The sequence below is a fragment of the Bradyrhizobium sp. AC87j1 genome, from assembly GCF_002936975.1.
In the GTDB taxonomy this organism is placed as follows: domain Bacteria; phylum Pseudomonadota; class Alphaproteobacteria; order Rhizobiales; family Xanthobacteraceae; genus Bradyrhizobium; species Bradyrhizobium shewense.
The window spans coordinates 1-23296 of sequence record NZ_PTFE01000038.1 but is presented as its reverse complement, the minus strand read 5'-3'; the positions used below and the strand labels follow the sequence as shown (position 1 = coordinate 23296).

The window sequence follows — 23296 nt, the reverse complement described above, 5'->3', positions numbered from 1 at the left end:
CGGGGGGCCGCATGTTGATCGTCTCGGCACGAAGGCTGCGTCGTCCGGTCTGGCGGGCAGCGCTGGCTTGCATCGCAAGTGTTGCCTCCACCGCAATCGCAGCAGCAAGCGACACCATCTCGCCCGTGACCGCGTGCGACCGGCTCCACCAGGAGTCCGGTCCGACGATGCGCGTCGGCGAGGCGCAGTCACGTCCGGCGGCCGGCGGGCTGGCCGCCCATTGCGAAGTGATCGCGTATCTTCACGAGCGAACCGGCGCCGACGGTCAGAAGTTTGCCATCGGCCTGCATCTCCGATTGCCGGACGCCTGGAACGGCCGCTTCGTGTTCCAGGGGCAGGGAGGCACGGACGGCGTCCTCGGCAACGGCGATGCGCAACCCGGCGGCGGCCAGCCGAGTGCGCTCAATCAGGGCTACGCGACGGTTACGACCGACGCCGGCCACAGCAACGCGCCGGGCCCGCTCGGCGGCGCCAGCTTCGGCCTCGATCCGCAGGCACGGATCGATTTCGGTTATCGCGCCGACGACGTCGTGACGCGGCAGGCGAAGCACTTCATCCAGGCCTATTACGGCCGCTTGCCAAAATACTCCTATTTCCTTGGCTGCTCCAACGGCGGGCGGCACGGCATGGTGATCACGCAGCGCTTCCCGGAGCATTTCGATGGCGTGGCAGCCGGCGCGCCGGCGTTTCGAATGCCCGAGAAGGGGCTCTCGGGCGCCGCGGTGACGCAAGGCTTTGCCGCGATCGCACCGAAGGCGCCGGACGGCCGCCCCATCCTGGCGCAGGCCTTGTCCCAGGCCGATATGGATTTGCTCTCCAAGGCGATCGTTCAGTCCTGTGATGCAGCCGACGGGCTTGCCGACGGCATCATCGACAATGTGCCGGCCTGTCGTTTTTCGCCGCGCACGCTGCAATGTACTGCGGAGAAGACCGCGAGCTGTCTCTCCGCCGCGCAGGTCGGCGCGCTCGAAAGCTATTTCCAGGGACCAACCACTGAACAAGGCCGCCGGATCTATGCGTCCTATCCCTATGATTCCGGCATTGTCACGGAGGGATGGCGGCGCTGGATTCTCGGCACGGCACCCGACAGCCGCGTCAACGCGTTCAACGTGTCCTTTGGCGCGACGCTGGCCTATCTCTACATGACCCCGCCCCACGCGCCGTTGGCGAACGAAGCGGAGGCCGTCTACGACTTCTATCGCTCCGTCGATGTGACGGAAGCCCACGCGAAAATCTTCGGCACGAGCGCGGCGATGCCGGAAAGTTCCGTGCAGACGATCTCGGCGAACTCAGTCGATCTCTCCGGCTTCCGTGCGCGGCGCGGCAAGCTGCTGCTCTATCACGGCGTCAGCGACCCCACGTTCTCGGCGCTGGATACGCTCGATTGGTACAAGCGGCTCACGAGTGTCGTGGGCGGAGAGCAGGAGACCGCCGACTTCGCCCGCCTCTTCCTCGTGCCCGGCATGAACCATTGTTCGGGAGGGCCCGCCACCGACAGCTTCGACGTGCTGACCCCGCTGGTGAACTGGGTCGAGCAGGGCCGCGCGCCTGAGCGCATCGAAGCTCGTGCGGGCGCGAAGACGCCCTGGCCGGACCGCAGCCGGCCGTTGTGCCCCTATCCGCGTCAGGCGCGCTATCTCGATACTGGCAGCATCGAGCAGGCCGAGAACTTCACCTGCGCAGCCCCATAGTTCGCCGCGACTCACGGCACGCAGGGCTCACGCCGCCGGCTGCTTCGCCAGCCGATCCCCCACCTGCGCCGCGATCTCGAACGAGCGCAGCCGCGCGGCGTGGTCGTAGATCTGGCCTGTGGCGATCAGCTCGTCCGCGCCGGTATCAGTGATCAGCGCCTTCAGCTTCGCTTCGACCACATCAGGGGACCCGACCGCGGAGCAGGACAGCGACTGGCCGACCATGGCCTTCTCCGCCGGCGACCACAGCGCATCCATGTCGTCCACCGGCGGCGGGAGGGGCCCCGGCGTGCCGCGGCGCAAGTTGATGAATGCCTGCTGCAGCGAAGAGAACATCCGCTGCGCCTCGGCGTCGCTATCGGCCGCGAACAAATTGACGCCGACCATCGCATAGGGCTTGTCGAGCTGCGCCGACGGCTCGAAGCGCGCGCGATATTCGCGCAGCGCCGGCATCATCATCTGCGGCGCGAAATGCGAGGCGAAGGCGAACGGCAGTCCGAGCATTGCGGCAAGCTGCGCGCCAAAGGTGCTCGATCCCAAAATCCACAGCGGCACCTTCGTTCCCATGCCGGGCACGGCGCGGATCGCCTGGTTCGGTTGAACGTCGCCGAGCAGCGCCTGCAGCTCCAGCACGTCATGCGGAAAATTCTCGGACGTGGTGGCAAGGTCGCGCCGCAGCGCCCGCGCGGTGAACTGGTCGGTGCCCGGCGCCCGCCCGAGCCCGAGATCGATCCGCCCGGGATAGAGCGATTCCAGCGTGCCGAACTGCTCGGCGATGACCAGCGGCGAATGGTTCGGCAGCATGATCCCGCCGGAGCCGACGCGGATCGTCTTCGTTCCGCCCGCGATATGCCCGATCACCACCGACGTCGCCGCGCTCGCGATGCCCGTCATGTTGTGATGCTCGGCGAGCCAGAACCGCTTGAAGCCCCATGCCTCGGCGTGCCGGGCGAGATCGAGCGAGTTGCGGAACGCCTGCGCGGCATCGCCGCCCTGGCAAATCGGCGCGAGGTCGAGCACGGAGAAGGGGATCATGGGGAGGGTACCGGTGGGAAGGAGTTGTGCCACCACATGTAGTGTCCGTGCGCAGGAAGGGTAGAGCACTTGCGAAACCCATCATGCCATCGAACAAGGCCTCGATGGTGTCCGCATCGCTCGCTTCTCCAAGACGCAGTTCGAGCGGCTCGCACCCCGTTCACAACACTGTTATTGCGACCTCGGGCGCCCGTCGCCTGAACTGGGCGTTTCACGCCTGTTGTTGTATCATCGGCGCTGCCATTGCATGGCGGACTCGTGTCCCGGACGCGGTGCAGCGTGAAACGCTGCTACGCAGAGCCGGGACCCATCAGGCTAGGCCCCGGCTCTGCGGCGCATCACTGCGTGCTGCACCGCGTCCGGGGCACGAGAAATCATCGTACGGCGCGCGATCGCGCCGACCGCCCGGAGGAACTGACATGGCCATTGTCGTATTCAATCGCCGCAATCTCCTCGTCGCCGGCGGCGCCGTTCTGGCAACCGGCGTGTCCGGCCTCCTGCTGCCGGCCCGCGCGAACGGCCTCGCGCCGACCGAAACGATGTCGGGTGGTGCGAACAACTACCGCAAGGGTGCGGCGGTCGTGGATCGCATCGGCAAGGGCGGGTTCTGGATGAGCGGCACCGTGCGCCGCGCCGGCGACGGGGCTCCGCTCTCCGGGCAGCGCATCCAGATCTGGGCGCACACGGTCGAAGGCCAGGAGCACGAGCCGCAGAGCCACGGCGCCACGCTCACCGACAAGGACGGCAAGTTCCGGCTCGAAATGCCGCAGATCATCCCGATCTTCGGCCAGCCGCATGGTCACCTCGCCTATGACAGCGGTGAATTCAAAACCGTCTTCCTGCGGCCGGTGATGCGGAGCGCCAAGGAAACCAGCCTCGAGGCGCACTTCGTCCTCCAGCCGGCCTGATCGGGCCAGCGAATGACGGGGTGGAGATCGGCCCGGGCGATCCTGACCTGGGTTGCCCTTGCCTTGGCCATCGGCGTGCCGATCGCCGCTGCTGCGACGAGCGAGCAACTCGCCTGGCGCGGCCCGGTCTACATCCTCGCCGGATTCGCCGGAATCATCGCGCTCGGTCTCGTGCTGGTTCAGCCGCTGCTGATCGGCGGATATCTGACGCCGCTGTCGGCCTATCGCGGACGGCGTGCTCATCACTGGATCGGCGGCGCGCTGGCCTTCGCGGTGGTGATCCACGTCGCCGGGCTCTGGATCACCAGTCCGCCTGATATGATCGACGCCCTGACCTACGCGTCGCCGACGCCATTCTCGCCCTTCGGCGTGACCGCGATGTGGGCGATCTTCGCCGTTGCCCTTCTAGCTCTTATGCGCCGGCGGTTAGAGCTGCGGCCGCGAACCTGGCGCTTGATTCATATGCCGCTGGCGATCGTCATCGTCGTGGGCAGCGTGGTCCATTGCCTGCTGATCGAGGGAACGATGGAGACGATCTCGAAGGCGGTGCTGTGTGGGTTGGTCCTTGCGGCAACTGCAAAGGTCATGATTAACCTGCAGGTGTGGCGAAAGCGAAGGACGCTGCGCGGGGAAAGTGTCGCGCGGCAGTAGGCTGGATCGCGTAGGATGGGTAGAGCGACTTGTCCGCCGTAGCTCGAGGAGCGAAGGCGGAAGCGAAACCCATCTCGCTCTGTCTGCGCGGAAGCTTGATGGGTTTCGCAAGTGCTCTCCCCATCCTACGAAACTGCGTCCGTGGCCGACAGCCCCGGATTACGCTAACGCTCCATCCAGGCTACGCCGCTCTGCTTGCCGCAGATAGCGGCGGGGCGTATCTTAGCGCAATGGTTGTCACGGCCCCCGATCTGGAAGCGTTCCTGCTCGCGACGCCGTTCTTCGGCGGTCTTCCGGAGCCAGGTCTCGACCTGCTGATGTCCATGCTGGTCGAGCGCCGCTTCGACGCGGGCGCAACCGTCGTGGCCGAGGGCGAGCCGGGCCGCTCGCTGTTCATCGTCAAATCCGGCCGGCTCGCGGTGAGCAAACGGACGAATGCGGGCCGCGTCATCCCCATTTCCGTGCTGGAGCGCGGCGACTTCTTCGGTGAGATGACGCTGATCGAAATGCAAAACCGCTCAGCAACGGTTGTCGCGGAAAGCCCGACAGTGCTGTACGAGCTGACCGCCCAAAATCTCTACGCCTGCTACAAGGCCGACATCCACGCCTATGTGATCGTCCTGCAGAACATCAACCGCGAACTGTGTCGACGGCTGCGTCGGGCAGATGATCGGTTTGCCCGACGTGCGGCGGGTAACGACAATTGATAGTGCGTAGGATGGGTAGAGCCCTTGCGAAACCCATCATGCTTCGTCACCACCCGAAAGGATTTGATGGGTTTCGCTTCGCTCTACCCATCCTACGAGCTACGGCGGACAAGTCGACACCCATCCTGCGAGCCCGCGCTCTGATACGGCTACAGCAACGCCATCGTGTGCAGCGAGTTTCTATGAAAGCCGAAGGCAACGATGCCGGAGAGCAGCAACGCAATCCCAGTCACGATCAGGCAACACGCAAACACTATCGGGGCCCCCGGTTCATCACCCACGGCAAAGACATAATAGATAAAATTTTACCGACAATCGAAAGGAAGGATTAACCTTACCAGCGCGGCCAAACCGGCCGGAGCTCGGTATCAGCGCGTAGGATGGGCGGGGCGCAGCGAAACCCATCGTGCCTTAGCCGAACAAACGGCTGCGCGGGCGGATGAGCGGTTCGCGGCACTGCAGATGAATGGCCGAAAATGGATGGTGCGCAGGGGACAGAGCCGTTGCGAAACCATCATGTCGCCACGGAGATCGGCCTCGACGGATCTTGGCAGTCACGACTTGTCGTGCGCGTACTTCTCCAGGACCAGCCGATTATACTCGTCCCTGACGGCTCTGCGGGAAATATGTCCCTTCCGGTCTTTGGCGATTTTCAGAAGATCAGGGTCGGTCGGTGCCTTCGATTTCCGCCGAAATCTCGCAAAGAGAGGGGTCGTCGGCTCCGACATCCTTACAAACAGGCGGTCGAACCATCCCATTGTGTCCTCCCGGACAGGCCGCGAGCTAAAAGACTATCACCATGAAACGAGGGGTCAACGTACAGTGCGACGGCATCTTTTCAAAAAAGCGCGCCAGCACACAGTTTGCAGCGGCCGCACGCTTGAGCGACACATGCCAAGCGTCTGGCGCCTCGGCCGTCCGCGAAAGCGTGACCTGCATCGGGTCAAAACCCGATATTAACCGCAACGCTTCTGACCCGTCGGGCAAAACACCCAAAATCCGTCAATCCCTCCCCACAAAAATATTCCACTTTACCGAAATTCGGAATTGCGGCATATTCCCGCCATCCCGGTCGATGGAGAGGGGCGATCGTACGTCGCAACGAACGTGGGCCGGGGTGCGGTGGACGCGGCTGCGTCGGGCACGGGAAGGCGGGACCAGGGCGGGTTAACCCCGTGAGGTCCTTCTCCGTGCGACGAACGGCGCTGTCGCGTACGGCCAAACCATGTGGTCCTGGCTGTCGTTGCTACAGCCAAGCTTTCGCGAAGATGCATCGGCCAACCGGCGTGGTGCATCGCCTTTCGCGAGGTGACGGAGGCCAGAAGGAACTCGGCTCCGGGGAGAGCAGGCATAAGCCGTCAACCCATCGCGCAGGGAAGGCCGGGTGTTTTCCGGCCCACCTGTTTTCCGCCTGCGCATTTGCGTGTGCAAATTCTTCGCGCAGCGGGTCATGGGTGCCAGCCGGCACCCGGTCTTCCCTGCGCCCTCTTCAAGGAAGAGGGTCAAGGACAGCAGCAAAACTCGGACGCTTCGCGCCGCGAGAGCGTTGCTTGATGTGTGAACACAGGAATGACGCGCGTTCTCGCGCGAACACAAAAAGGACCGAGCGGTCTCGCCTCGCCCGTGTCGCTCCAGTCAGCGGCGGGCGGCGATCGCCGTCAGCTCCAGCTTGACGCCCGGGCCGAGATCCGCAACGCCAACGGCCGCACGCGCCGGCAGATGGTCGGCGGTGAAATAGCGCTTCCACACCTGGTTGAACGCCGCCTTGTCGGCGAGATCCGCCACAAAGATCGTCACCTGCAGAACGCGGGAGAGATCGGAGCCGGCCCCATCGAGCAGGGTCTTCAACTGGCGCAACACATCGTCGGCTTGGCCCGTCATATCGAGCCCCGCATCTTCAGGGACGATGCCGCCGAGATAAAGCACGCCATTATGCTCGACGATCTCGTGGAGCAGTCCTTCATAGGGCAGGGAACGTGTGATCACGATGGCATCCGTGGGTGTTGCGGGGTCGCTCCGACGGGGAAGAATGGTGCTGCCAGACAGGATTGAACTGTCGACCTCTCCATTACCAATGGAGTGCTCTACCACTGAGCTACGGCAGCATGTGCTGGTGAAGAATCGGGCGCCCGAGGGGCGCTACCAAGCGGGCCGATATCTGCCACAAGCCCCCCTCCTGTGCAAGCTTGCTAGGCCCGTCAAACCGAGAAAATCGGGCCGATATCGAGGGCAAAATGCCCGTTTTGGCGCGAAACCGCCGACTTTCCGCCGATTCGGGCTCCGATATCCCCGCCAACTGGCCAGTTGCCCCAGGCCTCGGATTCGATCCATTTCGCGTTTCGCACGAATGGATTCGCGCAGGCCTCTTGAGCTGTCGCCGTTCAGTGGCATCCTGCCGCCGATCGCTGATATGGACCCGTGATGGCTGACGAGACCGACAAGAGCACGAACCAGGCGAGGACGTCCCGGGACGACCGCCTGAAATCGGCGCTGCGCGAAAACCTGAAGCGGCGGAAGCTGCAGGCGCGCGAACGCGCCGCAAGCACCGACCCCTCGCAGAACGACGATAGTTCCCTAAATGAGGGGGCCGCTGGGAAAGCCGGCACTTAAGAAATTTGAATGAGTGAGCATGACGATGGGGCAGAACGGACAGCAACCAACCGGTGACGAGGCGCTGATGTCGCGCTTCACCCGCCCCGAGCAGACTTTTCCGGCGCTGACGCCGGCCGAGATCGAGCGGATCAGGCATTTCGGCGAGGTCCGCAGCTACGCGGACGGTGAGTTCCTGTTCGAGACCGGCAAGCCCGGGCCCGGCATGTTCGTGGTGCTGAAAGGCCATGTCGCCATCACCCAGCGCGATGGCCTCGGCCACGTCACCCCTGTCATCGATCAGGGCCCGGGGCAATTTCTGGCCGAGCTCAGCCAGCTCTCCGGCCAGCCGGCGCTGGTCGACGGCCGCGCCGAGGGCGATGTCGAGACGCTGCTGCTGCCGCCGGACCGGCTGCGCGCGCTGCTGGTCGCCGAGGCCGATCTCGGCGAGCGCATCATGCGCGCGCTGATCCTGCGCCGGGTCAATTTGATCCAGGGCGGCATCGGCGGTCCCGTGCTGATCGGTCCGTCGAACTCCGCCGGCGTGGTGCGGTTGCAGGGATTTCTCACCCGCAACGGTCAGCCGCATCATCTGCTCGATCCCGATCGGGATCCCGACGCGGGCGAATTGATCGCGCGCTATTCGCCCAAGCACGAGGATTGGCCGCTGGTCGTCGCCGCAAGCGGCGCGGTGCTGCGCAACCCCAGCGAGACCGAGCTTGCCCGCGCCATCGGCATGATCGGCGGTGCCAAGGACGGCCGCATCTATGACGTTGCTGTCGTCGGCTGCGGACCGGCCGGGCTCGCCACCGCCGTGTATGCGGCGTCCGAAGGGCTGTCCGTCGCGGTGCTCGACATCCGCGCCTTCGGCGGCCAGGCCGGCGCCAGCGCGCGCATCGAAAATTATCTGGGCTTTCCGACCGGCATCTCGGGCCAGGCCCTGACCGCGCGCGCCTTCACCCAGGCGCAGAAGTTCGGCGCCGACATCATGATCCCAGTGACGGTGAAGTCGCTCGACTGCACGCGCAAGGACGGCGCATTCGCGGTGACGCTGGACGGCTGCGATCCCCTGCGCTCGCGCGCGGTGGTGGTTGCGAGCGGCGCGCGCTATCGCCGGCCGGAGATCGACAATCTCGACAAGTTCGAAGGACGCGGCGTCTGGTACTGGGCCTCGCCGGTCGAAGCGAAGCTGTGCGCCGGCGAGGAGGTTGCGCTGGTCGGTGCCGGCAATTCGGCCGGCCAGGCCGCCGTGTTCCTGTCGGGTCACGCAAAGCGCGTCCTGATGATCATCCGCGGCGGCGGCTTAGGGGCCAGCATGTCGCGCTATCTCATCGAGCGCATCGAAGCGACGCCGAACATCGAATTGATGTTCAACACCGAGATCACCGCGCTCGAGGGCGACGAGGCCGCGCTGCTGCGGCGCATCCGCTGGAAGAGTCGGCTGTCCGATGACGAGGATTCTGCCGACATCCGCAATCTCTTCTTGTTCGTCGGCGCCGATCCCGCCACCGCCTGGCTCGACGGCTGCGGCGTGACGCTCGATCGCGGCGGCTTCGTCGTGACAGGCGCGCAGTCCGAGCAGAACCAGGGCAGGCTGGTGGCGCCGCTGGAGACCTCCGTGCCCGGCGTCTATGCCGTCGGCGACGTCCGCTCCGGCTCGGTCAAGCGCGTCGGCGGCGCCATCGGCGAGGGCGCGCAGGTCGTGGCCTCCCTGCACGGCTATCTCGGCGACGCCGCAAAACCGGCGCTTTAGTCAAGGACAAGACAAGCGAATGGCAAGTCGAATGAGGCTTGCCATCGTGCCGCGACCTGCGGACTATCGCGGCACCCGCGAGGCGTATCGCCCGCGGAACGAACAAGAGATCAATCGGGAGGACTAAATGGCTGAAGTCGTCGTGCTCTACAAGACACCCAAGGATGCTGCCGCCTTCGACAAGTACTACGCCGAGACGCACATTCCGCTCGCCAAGAAACTTCCCGGCCTGAAGAAATACGCCGTCAGCAAGGGCCCGGTCGCATCTCCCGCTGGTCCTTCCGGAATCCATCTCGTTGCCATTCTCACCTTCGACAGCGTGGGCGACATCCAGGCGGCCTTCGGCAGTCCGGAAGGCAAGGCCACCGGCGCCGACGTGCCGAAATTCGCCAGTGGCGGTGCCGACCTCTTGATCTTCGACACCAAGGAAGTGTGAGGCTCGATTCGACTTTCGTTGAAATCTGCCGCCGTTTATGACAGCGGTGCAAAAAAATCAGCCATGCGTTTGTCGATTCGCACGATGACGCATGGCTTCGCACATGCATGTGACGACAACGCACGTGGCAATCCCATGAGGGTCGTAATACTACTCTCCTGACTTCAACGCTGGAAGAGTAGGAGAGATGTCATGGTCCTCGGCTTGAGCTTGCCCGCCCTCACGTTGGTCCATGTCGTCATCAGCCTGATCGCCATTGCCGCCGGCCTCGTCGTGATGTTCGGCCTGCTCGGGTCGAAGTCGATGCCGGGCCTCACCGCGATCTTCCTGTTGTTCACGATCCTGACCAGCGCCACCGGCTTCCTGTTTCCGTTCGAGAAGCTGCTGCCCTCGCACATCATCGGCATCATCTCGCTGGTGCTGCTCGCCATCGCCTGCTTCGCGCTGTACGGCATGAAGCTCACCGGGGCCTGGCGCCCGGTCTACGTCGTGACTGCGATGATCTCGCTGTATTTCAACGTCTTCGTGCTGGTCATCCAGTCGTTCCTCAAGGTGCCGGCCCTTGCCGCGCTCGCGCCGGCCGTGGCGCCGGCGCCGCCGTCGGGTCCCGTGTTCGCGGCGGTGCAGGGCATCGTGCTGGTGTTCTTCGTCGTGCTCACCATCGGCGCCTGGCGCCGCTACAAGCCGATGGCGTTGGCCTGATCACCGACATCCGGTCGTCATTCCGGGGCATCGCGCAGCGATGAACTCTGGTGCGCAATCGCGCACCTGAGAATCTCGCGCAACAATCTCTAGATTCCGGGTTCGCGCGGACGCGCGCCCCGGAATGACTCGAACTTAAAGAGGAGCCATCCATGCCCACCATCACCACCAAAGACGGCGTCGAGATCTTCTACAAGGATTGGGGAAGTGGCCAGCCGATCGTGTTCAGCCATGGTTGGCCGTTGTCGGCCGACGACTGGGACGCGCAGATGATTTTCTTCGTCAACAACGGCTATCGCGTCATCGCCCATGACCGCCGCGGCCATGGCCGCTCGTCGCAAGTTTCCGACGGCCACGACATGGATCATTATGCCGACGACCTCGCGGCCGTCACCGCGCATCTCGACCTCAAGAACGCCATCCATGTCGGCCATTCCACGGGCGGCGGCGAAGTCGTGCACTACATCGCGCGCCACGGCGAGAGCCGGGTGGCGAAGGCTGCGATCCTGTCCGCGGTGCCGCCGTTGATGCTGCAGACCGCGGCCAATCCCGGCGGCCTGCCGAAGAGCGTGTTCGACGATCTGCAGAAGCAGCTCGCCGCCAGCCGCACGCAATTCTATCGCGACCTCCCTGCCGGCCCGTTCTACGGCTACAACCGTCCCGGCGCAAAAGCGTCGGAAGCGGTGATCCAGAACTGGTGGCGCCAGGGCATGATGGGCGGCGCCAAGGCCCATTACGACGGCATCGTCGCATTCTCGCAGACCGACTTCACCGAGGATCTGAAGAAGATCAACGTGCCCGTGCTGGTGATGCACGGCGACGACGATCAGATCGTGCCTTACGCCGATTCCGCGCCGCTGTCGGCCAAGCTTCTGAAGAAGGGCATCCTGAAAACCTACAAGGGTTTCCCGCACGGCATGCCGACCACGCACGCCGAAACCATCAACGCGGACCTGCTGGCGTTTTTCAGGGAGTGAGGCGCCGGTCTCACCCTCTCCCCCTTGCGGGAGAGGGTGGCTTCGCAAAGCGAAGCCTGGTGAGGGGTTCTCTCCTCACGGACGATCTCGCCGGTGGATAGAACCCCTCATCCGGCGCTTCGCGCCACCTTCTCCCACAAGGGGAGAAGGAAAAAAGATGTCACTTCAAGATCGCCCTGATCGCATCGAAGGTGCGCTTGACGAAAGCCTCCGGCTTCTCCCGCGCGCCTTCGCCGATCCAGCTCTCGCCGCCGACGCGCATCGCGCCGGTGGCGATCATGGCGACGAGCCGGGCCTGCAGCCGGTCGGATTTGGTTCGTGCGCGTTGGGCAAGGCCCTCGGCCAGCGCGCGCTCGAGCTTCTCGTATTTGAGCTGATCGCGCGCCTGCAGCGCGGGATTGTCGCGCTTGAGCCGCGACATGGCCGCGGCTTCCGCCGGATCGAGCCGCTTGACCGCCGCCGCGATCGCATTCTCCGCCGCCGTCAGCATGGATTCGTCCGCGGGCCGCGCGACGACCTCGGCGACTAGCGCGCTGGCGGCATTTTCCTGCCAGGCCGCCACCACGTCCTCCTTGGACGCGAAATAGTGGAAGAAGCTCCGGCGCGACACCTCAGCCGCCGCCGCGATGTCGTCGATGGTCGTGGCCTCGAAGCCGCGCTCCAGGAACAGCGTCATCGCCGCCCGGGTCAGCCGCTCGCGGGTCTGTTGCCGCTTGCGCTGGCGCAGACCGGGCACGGCCGGGGATTTTCCGCCCCCGGACAATGATTTGACGCGTTTCCGGACCACCTTCGAAGCCTTCAAATTGGTTCACCTCTTGCAAAATTGCACTAAGTGCACATTTAGACCCGTCGCGGGCCTCGTTCCAGCCCCGAACGGAGACATGGCATGACCGACTGGACCACGGCAGACATCCCCTCTCTCGCCGGCAAGACGACCGTCGTGACCGGGGCGACGGGTGGCCTCGGTTACGAGACGGCGATGGCGCTGGCTGGCGCCGGTGCCATTGTCATACTCACCGGCCGCAATGACGCAAAGGGCCTGCGGGCGATCGAAGGCATCTGCGAGCGGTTTCCCAATGCGCTGATCGCCTACGAGCCTCTCGATCTCGCCAGCCTTGCCTCCGTCGCCGACTTTGCCAGGCGCTTTGCCGCCGGCAACGAGCAGCTCGACCTCCTCGTCAACAATGCCGGCGTGATGGCGCTGCCGAAGCGGCAGCAGACCGAGGATGGTTTCGAGATGCAGCTCGGCACCAATTATCTCGGTCATTACGCACTGACGGCCCACCTGTTGCCGCAGCTTCGCCGCGCGAAGGCGCCTCGTGTTGTCAATCTCGCGAGCCTTGCGCACCGCTCCGGCACGATCAATTTCGACGATCTGCAAAGCAAGCATTCCTATCGTTCGTGGCGCGCCTATTGCCAGTCGAAATTGGCGATGCTGATGTTTTCGCTCGAATTGCAGCGTCGCAGCGACGCGGCCGGCTGGGGTGTGAGCAGCATTGCCGCGCATCCCGGCTTTGCGCGCACCGACCTCGTTGCGAACGGGCCGGGCGCCAACACGTTCCAGTGGCGGATCGGCCGGCTGCTCCAGCCGCTGTTCAGCCAGTCCGCCGCCGAGGGCGCACTGCCGACGCTGCTCGCCGCGACTTCGCCCGCGGCAGAGCCTGGCAGCTATTACGGCCCGAACGGATTCTACGAAATGAAGGGGGCGCCCGCGGCGGCGAAGATCATGCCACACGCGAAGGATTTCGCCACCGCTGCCATGCTGTGGGATGTCTCGGCGACGCTGACCGGTGTATCCTTCGACGAGATCGCGGCCGCGGCGTGAGCCGCGAGCCCGCCAGGAACATCCCGATGCAAGTCATCATCTTCGGCGCGACCGGCATGGTCGGGCAGGGCGTTCTGCGCGAATGCCTGGTCGACACCGGCATCGCCCGTGTGCTCGTGGTCGGCCGCAGCCCGACCGGGGTGCGCAACGCCAAGCTCACCGAGATCATCCACGACAATTTTCTGGACTATTCGGCAATCGAGGCCCAGCTCACCGGCTTCGATGCCTGCTTCTTCTGCCTCGGCGTCTCCTCGATCGGCATGAGCGAAGATCGCTACCGCCATCTCACCTATGACCTCACGCTTGCGGCTGCGACGACGCTGGCGCGCCTCAATCCGCAGATGGTCTTCACCTACGTCACCGGCGCCGGTACCGATTCCAGCGAGCAGGGTTCGCGGATGTGGGCGCGGATCAAGGGCAAGACCGAGAACGATCTCTTGAAGCTGCCGTTCCGGGCCGCCTACATGTTCCGGCCCGGCGCGATCCAGCCGCTGCACGGCGCCCGTTCCAAGACCGCCTGGGTGCAGGCGGTCTATGCCGCAACCGGGCCGCTCTGGTCGGTGCTGCGCCGGCTCTCGCCCCGGCTCGTTACCTCGACCGAGCAGATCGGCCGCGCCATGATCCGCGTCGCCCGGGAGGGGTATCCGCGGAACGTGCTGGAGATGGAGGATATCAATAGCCTCTAGCCTGCGGGCCCGTTAGTTTGAGCGGAAATTTCGGGGCCTGTGCGCGTTGAGCCCTGTCCATTCCCAAGGAGACGCGTCGGCGATGTCGCCCCAGCTCAAACTGATCGCACTCGACGCCGACGATCTCGCCGTGATCTCGACCCATGTCCAGGACGCCCGTGTCCAGGCTTCCGACATCATCTGGCGACAAAGCGAGAAGCGGCTTGTGGTCGGGATGAGCCGGCTGGACTGGGAGCAGACGCTGGAGGGCGAGGCCGAGCCGCGCCGGCTGGTCGCCGCGCTCCGCTTCGACCGCGTGCTCGCCTGCAAGTCGCGCAACATCGAGCTCGCGGCTCCCGACAAGGTCCTGGACCTCGTCGGCATCGAATTTCATCCCCGGGACGGGCGCGACGAGGAGCCCGGCGGCAGCGCCCTGCTCTTGTTCGCTGAGGGCGGCGCCATCCGGCTCGACGTCGAATGTCTGGAATGTGAGCTGACCGACCTCGGCGCCGACACGCTGGGAACGGGGTTGGAGATCGAAGGGGAGGGATGAGGTGACCTGTATACCAGCCGCACCGGCTCAGGCTTGCGCCAGAACGGCGGCTTGCGAGGGTTGACGCCGCTTCCCCGCCGCGCCATTGAGCAGGGGACCTGGTGCGCCAATCCGCCCCAAAGACCAGCCAGAAGCCAAGCCAGACATGCCCGTTCGCCTCGACCGCAGCAGCGCCGATTTTGACCAGCGATTCGCGGCCTTCCTCGCCGCCAAACGCGAGGTCTCGGCCGACGTCGAAGCCGCCGCGCGCGCGATCGTCGACGACGTGGCCAAGCGGGGCGATGCCGCGCTGCTCGAGGCCACCGCAAAGTTCGACCGCTTGACGCTGGATGCATCCGGCCTTCGCGTCACCGCGGCCGAAATCGAGGCCGCGAACAAGGCGTGCGATGCCGCGACACTGGATGCGCTCAAGCTCGCGCGGGACCGCATCGAGATCTATCACCGCCGGCAGCTGCCGCAGGACGAGCGCTTCACGGACCCGCTCGGCGTCGAGCTCGGCTGGCGCTACACCGCGATCGAATCCGCCGGCCTCTACGTGCCCGGGGGCACTGCGGCCTATCCGTCCTCGGTGCTGATGAACGCGGTGCCCGCGAAGGTCGCCGGCGTCTCGCGCCTGGTGATGGTGGTGCCGTCGCCCGACGGCAAGCTCAATCCGCTGGTGCTGGCGGCGGCTTCGCTCGGCGGCGTCACCGAGATCTACCGCGTCGGCGGCGCGCAGGCCGTGGCGGCGCTGGCGCACGGCACCGCGACGATCGCGCCGGTCGCAAAGATCGTCGGCCCAGGCAATGCCTATGTCGCCGCCGCCAAGCGGCTGGTGTTCGGCAAGGTCGGCATCGACATGATCGCCGGCCCCTCCGAGGTGCTGGTGATCGCCGACGACACCGGCAATGCCGACTGGATCGCCGCAGATCTCCTCGCGCAGGCCGAACATGATGCGAGCGCGCAGTCGATCCTGATCACCGATTCCGCACGCCTTGCCGCCGACGTCGAAAAGGCGGTCGAGGCGCAGTTGAAGACGCTGCCGCGTGCCGCGATTGCCAGCGCGTCCTGGGCCGATTTCGGCGCCATCATGATGGTGAAGAACTTAGGCGATAGTATTCCGCTCGCGGACGCGATCGCCGCGGAGCATCTCGAGATCATGACCGCGGATCCCGATGCGCTGGCTGCGAAGATCCGCAATGCCGGCGCGGTGTTCCTCGGGCCCCATACGCCGGAGGCGATCGGCGACTATGTCGGCGGCTCCAATCATGTGCTGCCGACGGCGCGCTCGGCGCGATTCTCCTCAGGGCTGTCGGTGCACGACTTCATGAAGCGCACCTCGATCCTGAAATGCGGCCCGGATCAGCTGCGTGCACTCGGACCGGCCGCGATGACGCTCGGACAAGCGGAGGGGCTGGACGCCCATTCGCGTTCGATTGGATTGCGCCTCAATCTGTCATGACAGTGCTGCCCGAACAGGACGACTCGACCAATCGCATCGTCGGCGTCACGCTCGACGAAGAATCGATCGGCCGTTCCGGGCCTGATATCGAGCATGAGCGCGCGATCGCGATCTACGACCTGATCGAGCAGAACCTGTTCGCGCCCGATGGCGCCGACGGGAAGGGCCCGTTCACGCTGCATATTGGCATCACCGGCAATCGCCTGATGTTCGACATCCGCCGTGAGGACGGCACGCCTGTCGTCGCGCATCTGCTGTCGCTGACGCCGTTCCGGCGGATCGTGAAGGACTATTTCATGATCTGCGACAGCTACTACCAAGCGATCCGCACCGCGACCCCCGACAAGATCGAGGCCATCGACATGGGCCGGCGCGGCATCCATGACGAGGGATCGCGCACGCTGCAGGAGCGGCTGAAAGGCAAGGTGCGGGTCGACTTCGAGACCTCGCGCCGGCTGTTCACGCTCATTACTGTCCTGCACTGGAAGGGCTAAGCGCGATGGCGGGTCCGCCACGCGCACGCGATCCGCAATCGGTGCTGTTCGCCTGCGCGATGAACAGCGTGCGCTCGCCGATGGCCGAGAGCCTGTTGCAGCACATGTTTCCGCAGGGCCTCTACGTGAAATCGGCTGGCGCGAGGCGCGGCGAGCTCGATCCGTTCGCGGTGTCCGTGATGGCTGAGCTCGGCCAGGACATCTCCGCCCACAAGCCGCAGACCTTCGAGGAGCTGGAGGATTGGGAGGGGCTGAATTTCGACCTCATCATCACGCTCTCGCCCGAGGCGCACCACAAGGCACTGGAGCTGACGCGGACGCTGGCGGCCGACGTCGAATATTGGCCGACGCAGGATCCGACCACCATCGAGGGCAGCCGCGACCAGAAGCTGGCAGCCTACCGCGACGTCTGCGACCAGCTGCTGATGCGCATCCGCCGGCGGTTTGCCAAGGTCGGCGCGGCGAGCGGGTAGCATTCGGCACCCGTAACACCGGCGTCACAGACTGAGGGCACACGCATCTCGGCATCCCCCTCGAATCACCAAAGCTCGGGTTCCCGGGTTGTGAAATCAGCCCCCTTCCGATAGGTTCCGCGCGCAATTCACCCCCTGCTCATCCCCCAAATCACCTGATGCTTGGCCGCCCCAAATTCGTACTTGCCTCCGGTTCGCCGCGGCGCCTGTCGCTGCTCAACCAGGCCGGCATCGAGCCGGACGCGCTCCGGCCGGCCGACGTCGACGAGACGCCGAAGCGGGGCGAGCTGCCGCGCGCCTGCGCCAATCGCCTTGCAAGGGCCAAGGCCGATGCAGCGCTCAAATCGGTGCAGCTGGATGACGAGCTGCGCGGCGCCTTCATCCTCTCCGCCGACACCGTGGTCGCGGTCGGCCGCCGCATCCTGCCCAAGGCCAATCTGGTGGACGAGGCGGCACAGTGCCTGCGGCTGCTGTCGGGCCGCAACCACCGCGTCTACACCGCGATCACCCTGGTGACGCCGCGCGAGGCGTTCCGCCAGCGGCTGGTCGAAACCCGCGTCCGCTTCAAGCGCCTCTCGGAAGACGACATCCAGGCCTATATCGGCTCCGGCGAATGGCGCGGCAAAGCCGGCGGCTACGCCGTGCAGGGCATCGCCGGCTCCTTCGTGGTGAAGATGGTGGGGTCCTACACCAACGTCGTCGGCCTGCCGCTCTACGAGACCACCACGCTGCTCGGCGGCGAGGGCTTTCCGATCCGCTTCGGCTGGCTCAACGCCACCGCGGTGTGAGCCGACAAGCCGCGGCTCAACAAAATCGCGAAAACAACCCCATGCACAGTAGAATGGCCTGACGGGGCGCACGCGCCGCCGGTACGAGGAACCCGTTTGCCGACAGGCTCTTGAACCCCTTCACCCCGTGCAAGCCGCCGACATCATGGACAACCACGTCAAAAAGCCCGCCAGCCCGCTAAAAACCTGCCCGATCTGCGGCAAGCCGCAGTCCGAGGCCACCCGTCCGTTCTGTTCCTCGCGCTGCCGCGACGTCGACCTGAACCGCTGGCTGAAAGGCTCCTACGTCATCCCCGGCCGCGACGATGACGTGGACGATGTCGAATAGCTAAACAATATCAATCTCTTGAATGAGAGATCGTCGCGCCGCGCGCCAGCCGCGGCAAGCCCGGCGCAGCTTGTGCACAGCCGGGCCGCGCCCGGCGAAGCCTCTTGGCGAAGCCGGGTGGACAGGCCGCTTCCGGCCCACTATAAACCGCCCGCTCGATGGGCTTTGGCCCCTCTCTTGGAGCACGCCCAGGTAGCTCAGTTGGTAGAGCATGCGACTGAAAATCGCAGTGTCGGTGGTTCGATTCCGCCCCTGGGCACCAAATCTGCGATTTTCTACGCCAAATTACGACTTTGCGCGATTTTGTGCGCTTGACGGTACGCCTGCGGGCTCCGTGAGAGAGGCTTGCGTGGCGGAGCTGTCCTCCCAATGGCCAGAGCGAATTGGAAGAGTGCTCGGCGCTCCGCAAACGCGACTAATCTATTTCCCGGTCAGACCCGGTTGGGATGATCCCGCGCATGGCCCTGACGAGCTTGGTGCCGCTCTGAGCTCGTGGCTGCGCCGATACCATTCGAGGAACGCCTGTCGTGATTGGCGACGATGATCGACAGGAGCTCGCGGCGGGGGCGTCGGTCCGAAATTCACCCATCCTCTGACCCTCGCGGATCACCTCGTTGAGGCCGTCTTAGAATTTTCGACAGGCGAATTATCGGCCACTTCAGCAAGCAGTACGGCAGAAGGCTAGCGGCCGGAGCCGCTGGCGTGAATTTAATTGCGGCGACGGGATGCGAGACAGCAGCTTAACGAAATCTCAGCCTGCTTGGAACCTCTGCCTGTGCTGCGTGTTGCGTGCAAAAGTCTGGCTTCAACATTCGGCAACGGCGAAGGTCCTCCGCGCAGCGGGACCAGCGGATCATTCAATCCTGCTATCGGAACTGAGGCTAAGGCCCAAACGAGCGCCTTTTTTCTTTGAACTATGAGCACGAGAAACGGGGTCAACCGACCAGGACCCGCAAAGGTAGCTTGGCGGTGCATTTTGCGCCTGCCTGTGCTGTCCTCGTTCCGAAAAGACCCGCACCATTCAAAGGAGCGCACCCATGGCTAAGCTGTGTGATATCTGCGGTGTCCGTCCGGCAAGTGTGCGCGCCCGGGTAACGACCGGCGACGGGCAAAGCCAGACACTCGACCTGTGCGAGATCGACTATCGCCGCTTGGCGCGGCAGCAGCGTCCGAGCTCTCGCTTGGAGTCGTTGTTCGGGGGACGCGGGAGCCTGCTCGACGACTTCTTCGGCGATGACTTCTTTGGCGGGACCCCGTTCGGCGATCGAGCGGGGCCGACCGGCCAGTCCATCCCGATCGGATCGAGCCGCGGGCGTCGGACCGGCGATGCAGAGGAGCGCCTGAGCGAACACGCCAAGGAGCTGTTGCAGGTGGCGGCGCGCCGCGCCGTCGACTTCGGACGGCGGGAGGTTGACACTGAACATCTGCTTTTGGCACTCAGCGAGAGCGACGTCGTCCGCACGGTGCTCGGCCAATTCAATATCTCCGTCGACGAACTGCGCCGACAGGTCGAACAGGACGCGCCGCGCGGCGACACCAAGCCAGACGAAAGCGCCGAAATCGGTGTCACGCCGCGCCTGAAGAGCGTTCTCGGTCACGCTTTCAACGCCTCCCACGATCTCGGCCATTCCTATGTCGGCCCCGAGCACTTCCTGATCGGCCTCGCCGAGGAGGAGGAAGGCATTGCCGGCGAAGTGCTGCGCCGCTACGGGCTCACGCCGCAGGCGATCAGGCAGCAAATCGTCAAGGTAGTCGGGCGTGGAGCCGAGACAGGTCAGGTCGAAACGCCCACCAATACGCCGACCCTCGACAAATACTCCCGCGATCTGACGAAGCTCGCGCGCGAAGGAAAGCTCGACCCCGTGATTGGGCGCGCCCACGAGATCGAGACCACAATCGAGGTGCTCGCGCGGCGCAAGAAGAACAACCCCGTGCTGATCGGCGAGCCCGGCGTCGGGAAAACGGCAATCGTCGAGGGGCTGGCACAGCGCATCGTTGCGGGAGAAGTGCCGGAGACGCTGCGAGACAAGCGTCTTGTGGAACTGAGCATCAATTCCCTGGTGGCGGGCTCGAAATACCGCGGCGAATTCGAGGAACGCGTTCAGCAGGTGCTCAAGGAGGTGACGGAGCGCCAGGACCAGCAGATCCTGTTCATCGACGAGATTCACACCATAGTCGGGGCCGGCCAGGGTGGCGGCGAAGGCGGGCTCGATGTCGCCAATGTGTTCAAGCCGGCGCTTGCGCGGGGCGAGCTCAATCTCATTGGCGCCACCACGTTGAACGAATATCAGAAGCATGTTGAGAAGGATGCCGCACTGGAACGCCGGTTCCAGCCCATCTTTGTCCCGGAACCAAGTGTTGCGCAGACCATCATGATCCTGCGCGGCCTGCGCGACACGCTGGAGGCGCATCACAAGGTGACTATCACGGACGAAGCGATCATCGCGGCCGCGGAACTCTCGGATCGCTACGTCACCGGCCGTTTCTTGCCCGACAAGGCGATCGATCTGATCGACCAGTCCGCCGCACGGGTGAAGATCTCCGCGACCGCGCGGCCGGTCGACGTACAGGAACTGGAGGCGGAAACGCGGCAGCTCAAGCGTGAGCAGGACTACGCCACCTCGCGCAAGCAGTTCGACCGCGCCGCCGAGATTCAGAGACAGCACGAGGCCAAGAGCAATGAATTGCAGCAGGCGAACGAGCGTTGGCGCCGCAGCCGGGGCTCCGGAACCGCCGAGGTGCGCAGCGAGCATATCGCGCAGGTGGTCTCCAAGCTCACCGGCATTCCCGTCAGCGAGCTGACAACCGAGGAACGCGAGCGGCTGGTCAAACTCGAGGAGCGGCTGCACCAGCGTGTGATCGGACAGGATGAGGCGGTCAAAGCCGTGAGCGACGCCGTGCGGCTCGCCCGCGCAGGCTTGCGCGAGGGTCGCCGGCCGATCGCCACCTTCCTGTTCCTGGGTCCGACGGGTGTCGGCAAGACCGAACTCGCCAAGGCACTGGCGGAGGCGGTGTATGGCGACGAGGATGCCATCGTGCGGCTCGACATGTCGGAATACATGGAGCGGCACACCGTCGCCCGGCTGATTGGCGCTCCGCCGGGCTATGTGGGCTATGAGGAAGGCGGGCAGCTCACCGAACGCGTGCGCCGGCGGCCCTACAGCGTGGTGCTTCTCGACGAAATCGAGAAGGCCCATCCGGATGTCTACAATGCTCTCTTGCAGGTATTCGATGATGGCCGGCTGACCGATGGCAAAGGCCGCGTCGTCGACTTCACCAATACGATCATCATCGCGACGAGCAATCTCGGTGCCGAGATCATCCAGCGGCAGCTGCGCATGGGAGAGAGGGACGCGGACGACCAGGCGAAGCTGCGGCGCGAGCTGATGGATATCTTGCGCGGGCATTTCCGGCCGGAGTTCCTCAACCGCATCGACGAGATCATTGTCTTCCATGCGCTCGATCGCGAACAGATCCGCAGCATCGTCGATCTGCAGCTTGAGCGCGTGAAGCGGACCGCGCACGGGCAGGGCGTCACGCTTGAGATCGATGACTCGCTGATCGAGCACGTTGCCGCCGCGGGCTTCCGACCGGAGTATGGCGCCCGCGAATTGCGTCGGCTAATCCGCTCCGAACTGGAAACCGAGCTGGCCCGTGCGCTGCTCGCCAACGATGTGCACGAGGGTGACATGGTCCTGGCACGGTGGGACGGCATTCGGCAGGCGGTTGTGCTGGAGCGACGTGCGACGTCGGAGCGGGGCAAGGCGGCCGCTTGAGCGACAGCGTGCCCAGAGCTTGGAAGGGAACGACCTATGGACGTTCAGTTGGGATCTCGGAGACGAGCCGATCTCGAATGCACCGACCAACCCGCTCGCGAGGATGACGAGACCAGGCGAGGGGACGATCGGCGGACGGAACAGAAAGAGATCCCGACGCTCGATTCGGTCGAAGAGGCGAGCATCGAATCCCTTCCGGCGAGCGATCCTCCGGCCTGGACCGGCGTGATCGTTCGCTGAAGGGTGGAGTCAGCCCGCTCTTGCCCGGCAGCGCAAGCCACGTGCCGATCCCCGCTCGGCGAGTACCCGCAGTCTCGCTTCAAGGTTTAAGCAAGAGCCGATCGCGGAGATCGACGACCGGACACCGATTCTGGCTGATCTCGGACGCAAAGCGACCGCGCAAGTGAAGCAAGCGCACGGGTTTCGAAGATGGCCAAGGACCCTGGCTTCCCGTCGATAGGAAGATGCCAAGGGAGATGCTCAAGTTGAGGGGCCGGCGCCGAGTCGTCACTCGTCGTCTTGGAGCATGAAGGGGAGAGGAGGCGCCTAATGTCGCTGAGAGAGGTGTTCGCTGCCGCGCGTGCGGAATGGACATTGATGACATTCTATCAGAGATTCGAGCACCTCGTGATCCTCGTGCTGACGGGGCTGATCGCTATTGTCGTCGTGTTTGCGGTGTGGAATTTGACGCTGAAGATTCTGATCAGCATCCTGTTGACGAGTTCGTTCGATCCGACCGACTATTCGATTTTCCAGGCGATATTCGGAACGATCCTCACGGTCATCATTGCCCTGGAATTCAAGCGATCGCTATTGGTCGTGGCGGAACGACGCGAAGGTGTTGTGCAAGTCCGCACCGTCATTCTCATTGCTCTTTTGGCCATCGTCCGAAAGATGATTATTATCGATCTCGCGAGCACTGATGCGACGCACCTCTTTGCGCTTGCTGTATCGATTCTGGCACTCGGTGGCGTCTATTGGCTTGTCCGAGATCAGGACAGACGCGAAGATATTTATCAGCGAGAACGCAATCGCCCTTTGCCTCCACGCGCGCAAGGCTAATGGAGGAGTAGCTGGGCGAGGGGAAGCTACGAGCTTGGTCGTATCGGGCAGCCATCTGCAACGACGAACCCCAGCCTCTCCGGCCCGGCGACTGCCATTTGCGTCGCCGACGCGGACTAGGCTCACACTGCTCGCAAGGTCTCCTTCGGCGTTTCGCGGATCAGCGCGTCGAGATCGCTCTGCTCAAGCGTCTCCTTCTCGAGTAGCTTCTTCGCGGCCCGATCGAGGATCGCACGCCGCGCGTTCAGGATGCCCTGGGTACGCTGGAACACGCGCTCGACGATCGCGCGTACCTCGTGATCGACGGCTGCCGCGGTCTCTTCCGCATAGTCGCGCTCGCGCACGGGATAGGCCCGGTCGGCGCTGGCCAGCAAGCTGCCGGGCTCGTGATCATAGGCGACGCTGCCGAGCTTTTCCGACATGCCGTAGCGCGTTACCATGC

23 protein-coding genes and 2 tRNA genes are annotated in these 23296 nt (G+C 64.6%); 20 read left to right on the top strand and 5 right to left on the bottom strand.

The window, feature by feature from the left end; all coding sequences use genetic code 11:
* The first annotated feature begins 11 nt into the window (after positions 1–11).
* Positions 12–1691, top strand: coding sequence for a tannase/feruloyl esterase family alpha/beta hydrolase (locus CV770_RS20390; protein ID WP_245453807.1), 1680 nt, complete (start codon positions 12–14; stop codon positions 1689–1691).
* 27 nt (positions 1692–1718) lie between these two features.
* Here CV770_RS20390 and CV770_RS20385 read toward each other — a convergent pair whose 3' ends face one another.
* A complete protein-coding gene (locus tag CV770_RS20385) occupies positions 1719–2726 on the bottom strand; it encodes an LLM class flavin-dependent oxidoreductase (RefSeq protein WP_104463574.1) in 1008 nt (335 codons plus the stop codon).
* A 419-nt stretch (positions 2727–3145) separates the two neighbouring features.
* On the opposite strand from CV770_RS20385, the gene CV770_RS20380 reads away from it, so the two are divergent.
* From CV770_RS20380 to CV770_RS20370, 3 genes are all read left to right on the top strand, one after another.
* Positions 3146–3634 carry a peptidase associated/transthyretin-like domain-containing protein gene (locus CV770_RS20380; RefSeq protein WP_104463573.1) on the top strand — a complete coding sequence of 163 codons (489 nt, stop codon included), beginning with the start codon at positions 3146–3148 and terminating at the stop codon, positions 3632–3634.
* Positions 3635–3646: 12 nt separating this feature from the next.
* Entirely contained in the window at positions 3647–4285 is a 639-nt protein-coding gene (locus CV770_RS20375) for a ferric reductase-like transmembrane domain-containing protein (protein ID WP_104463572.1), read from the top strand.
* 230 nt (positions 4286–4515) lie between these two features.
* Positions 4516–4992: a cyclic nucleotide-binding domain-containing protein gene (locus tag CV770_RS20370; RefSeq protein WP_104463571.1), complete on the top strand. Its 477-nt coding sequence runs from the start codon at positions 4516–4518 to the stop codon at positions 4990–4992.
* Positions 4993–6627: 1635 nt separating this feature from the next.
* Here CV770_RS20370 and CV770_RS20355 read toward each other — a convergent pair.
* Positions 6628–6978: a RidA family protein gene (locus CV770_RS20355; RefSeq protein ID WP_104463570.1), complete on the bottom strand. Its 351-nt coding sequence runs from the start codon at positions 6976–6978 to the stop codon at positions 6628–6630.
* 44 nt (positions 6979–7022) lie between these two features.
* Positions 7023–7097: transfer RNA gene (locus CV770_RS20350), tRNA-Thr, on the bottom strand.
* Positions 7098–7413: 316 nt separating this feature from the next.
* Here CV770_RS20350 and CV770_RS20345 point away from each other — a divergent pair.
* The 5 genes from CV770_RS20345 to CV770_RS20325 all read left to right on the top strand — a co-directional run bounded on the left by CV770_RS20345 (position 7414) and on the right by CV770_RS20325 (position 11449).
* Positions 7414–7602, top strand: a complete 189-nt coding sequence (locus CV770_RS20345; protein ID WP_091955700.1) for a hypothetical protein — start codon at positions 7414–7416, stop codon at positions 7600–7602.
* Between the two features lie 25 nt (positions 7603–7627).
* Positions 7628–9334: an FAD-dependent oxidoreductase gene (locus CV770_RS20340; protein WP_104463613.1), complete on the top strand. Its 1707-nt coding sequence runs from the start codon at positions 7628–7630 to the stop codon at positions 9332–9334.
* Between the two features lie 127 nt (positions 9335–9461).
* Positions 9462–9770, top strand: a complete 309-nt coding sequence (locus tag CV770_RS20335) for an EthD family reductase (protein ID WP_026202518.1) — start codon at positions 9462–9464, stop codon at positions 9768–9770.
* A gap of 192 nt (positions 9771–9962) precedes the next feature.
* The gene (locus tag CV770_RS20330) at positions 9963–10472 is read left to right on the top strand and encodes a hypothetical protein (RefSeq protein WP_104463569.1); all 510 of its coding nucleotides are present in this window, start codon (positions 9963–9965) and stop codon (positions 10470–10472) included.
* Between the two features lie 152 nt (positions 10473–10624).
* The gene (locus tag CV770_RS20325) at positions 10625–11449 is read left to right on the top strand and encodes an alpha/beta fold hydrolase (RefSeq protein ID WP_104463568.1); all 825 of its coding nucleotides are present in this window, start codon (positions 10625–10627) and stop codon (positions 11447–11449) included.
* 160 nt (positions 11450–11609) lie between these two features.
* On the opposite strand, the gene CV770_RS20320 is transcribed toward CV770_RS20325, so the two are convergent.
* Positions 11610–12251 (bottom strand): TetR/AcrR family transcriptional regulator, encoded by a 642-nt coding sequence (locus CV770_RS20320; protein WP_104463567.1) that lies wholly within the window; start codon positions 12249–12251, stop codon positions 11610–11612.
* A gap of 84 nt (positions 12252–12335) precedes the next feature.
* Between CV770_RS20320 and CV770_RS20315 the strand changes: the two genes are divergently transcribed.
* From CV770_RS20315 to CV770_RS20260, 11 genes are all read left to right on the top strand, one after another.
* Positions 12336–13274: an SDR family oxidoreductase gene (locus tag CV770_RS20315; protein ID WP_104463566.1), complete on the top strand. Its 939-nt coding sequence runs from the start codon at positions 12336–12338 to the stop codon at positions 13272–13274.
* Positions 13275–13300: 26 nt separating this feature from the next.
* Complete coding sequence (locus CV770_RS20310) at positions 13301–13960, top strand: Rossmann-fold NAD(P)-binding domain-containing protein (RefSeq protein WP_201759939.1); 660 nt, start codon at positions 13301–13303, stop codon at positions 13958–13960.
* Positions 13961–14042: 82 nt separating this feature from the next.
* Positions 14043–14492 carry a DUF2948 family protein gene (locus CV770_RS20305; RefSeq protein WP_104463564.1) on the top strand — a complete coding sequence of 150 codons (450 nt, stop codon included), beginning with the start codon at positions 14043–14045 and terminating at the stop codon, positions 14490–14492.
* A 145-nt stretch (positions 14493–14637) separates the two neighbouring features.
* On the top strand, positions 14638–15933 hold the full coding sequence (gene hisD / locus CV770_RS20300) for a histidinol dehydrogenase (protein WP_104463563.1): 1296 nt from the start codon (positions 14638–14640) through the stop codon (positions 15931–15933).
* Positions 15930–16427, top strand: coding sequence for a UPF0262 family protein (locus CV770_RS20295; protein WP_104463562.1), 498 nt, complete (start codon positions 15930–15932; stop codon positions 16425–16427). Before hisD ends, CV770_RS20295 begins: the two co-directional genes overlap by 4 nt.
* A gap of 5 nt (positions 16428–16432) precedes the next feature.
* Positions 16433–16900: an arsenate-mycothiol transferase ArsC gene (locus CV770_RS20290; RefSeq protein WP_018321267.1), complete on the top strand. Its 468-nt coding sequence runs from the start codon at positions 16433–16435 to the stop codon at positions 16898–16900.
* A gap of 158 nt (positions 16901–17058) precedes the next feature.
* The gene (locus CV770_RS20285; RefSeq protein WP_007597557.1) at positions 17059–17688 is read left to right on the top strand and encodes a Maf-like protein; all 630 of its coding nucleotides are present in this window, start codon (positions 17059–17061) and stop codon (positions 17686–17688) included.
* Between the two features lie 145 nt (positions 17689–17833).
* Positions 17834–18016, top strand: a complete 183-nt coding sequence (gene yacG / locus CV770_RS20280) for a DNA gyrase inhibitor YacG (RefSeq protein WP_091956018.1) — start codon at positions 17834–17836, stop codon at positions 18014–18016.
* Between the two features lie 186 nt (positions 18017–18202).
* Positions 18203–18278: transfer RNA gene (locus CV770_RS20275), tRNA-Phe, on the top strand.
* Positions 18279–19053: 775 nt separating this feature from the next.
* A complete protein-coding gene (locus CV770_RS20270) occupies positions 19054–21792 on the top strand; it encodes an ATP-dependent Clp protease ATP-binding subunit (RefSeq protein WP_091955716.1) in 2739 nt (912 codons plus the stop codon).
* 549 nt (positions 21793–22341) lie between these two features.
* Positions 22342–22854 (top strand): phosphate-starvation-inducible PsiE family protein, encoded by a 513-nt coding sequence (locus CV770_RS20260; protein WP_091955721.1) that lies wholly within the window; start codon positions 22342–22344, stop codon positions 22852–22854.
* Positions 22855–22976: 122 nt separating this feature from the next.
* Here the strand turns inward: CV770_RS20260 and CV770_RS20255 are convergent.
* The coding region (locus tag CV770_RS20255; RefSeq protein WP_104463560.1) for a peptidase M41 at positions 22977–23296 on the bottom strand (320 nt) is incomplete at its 5' end.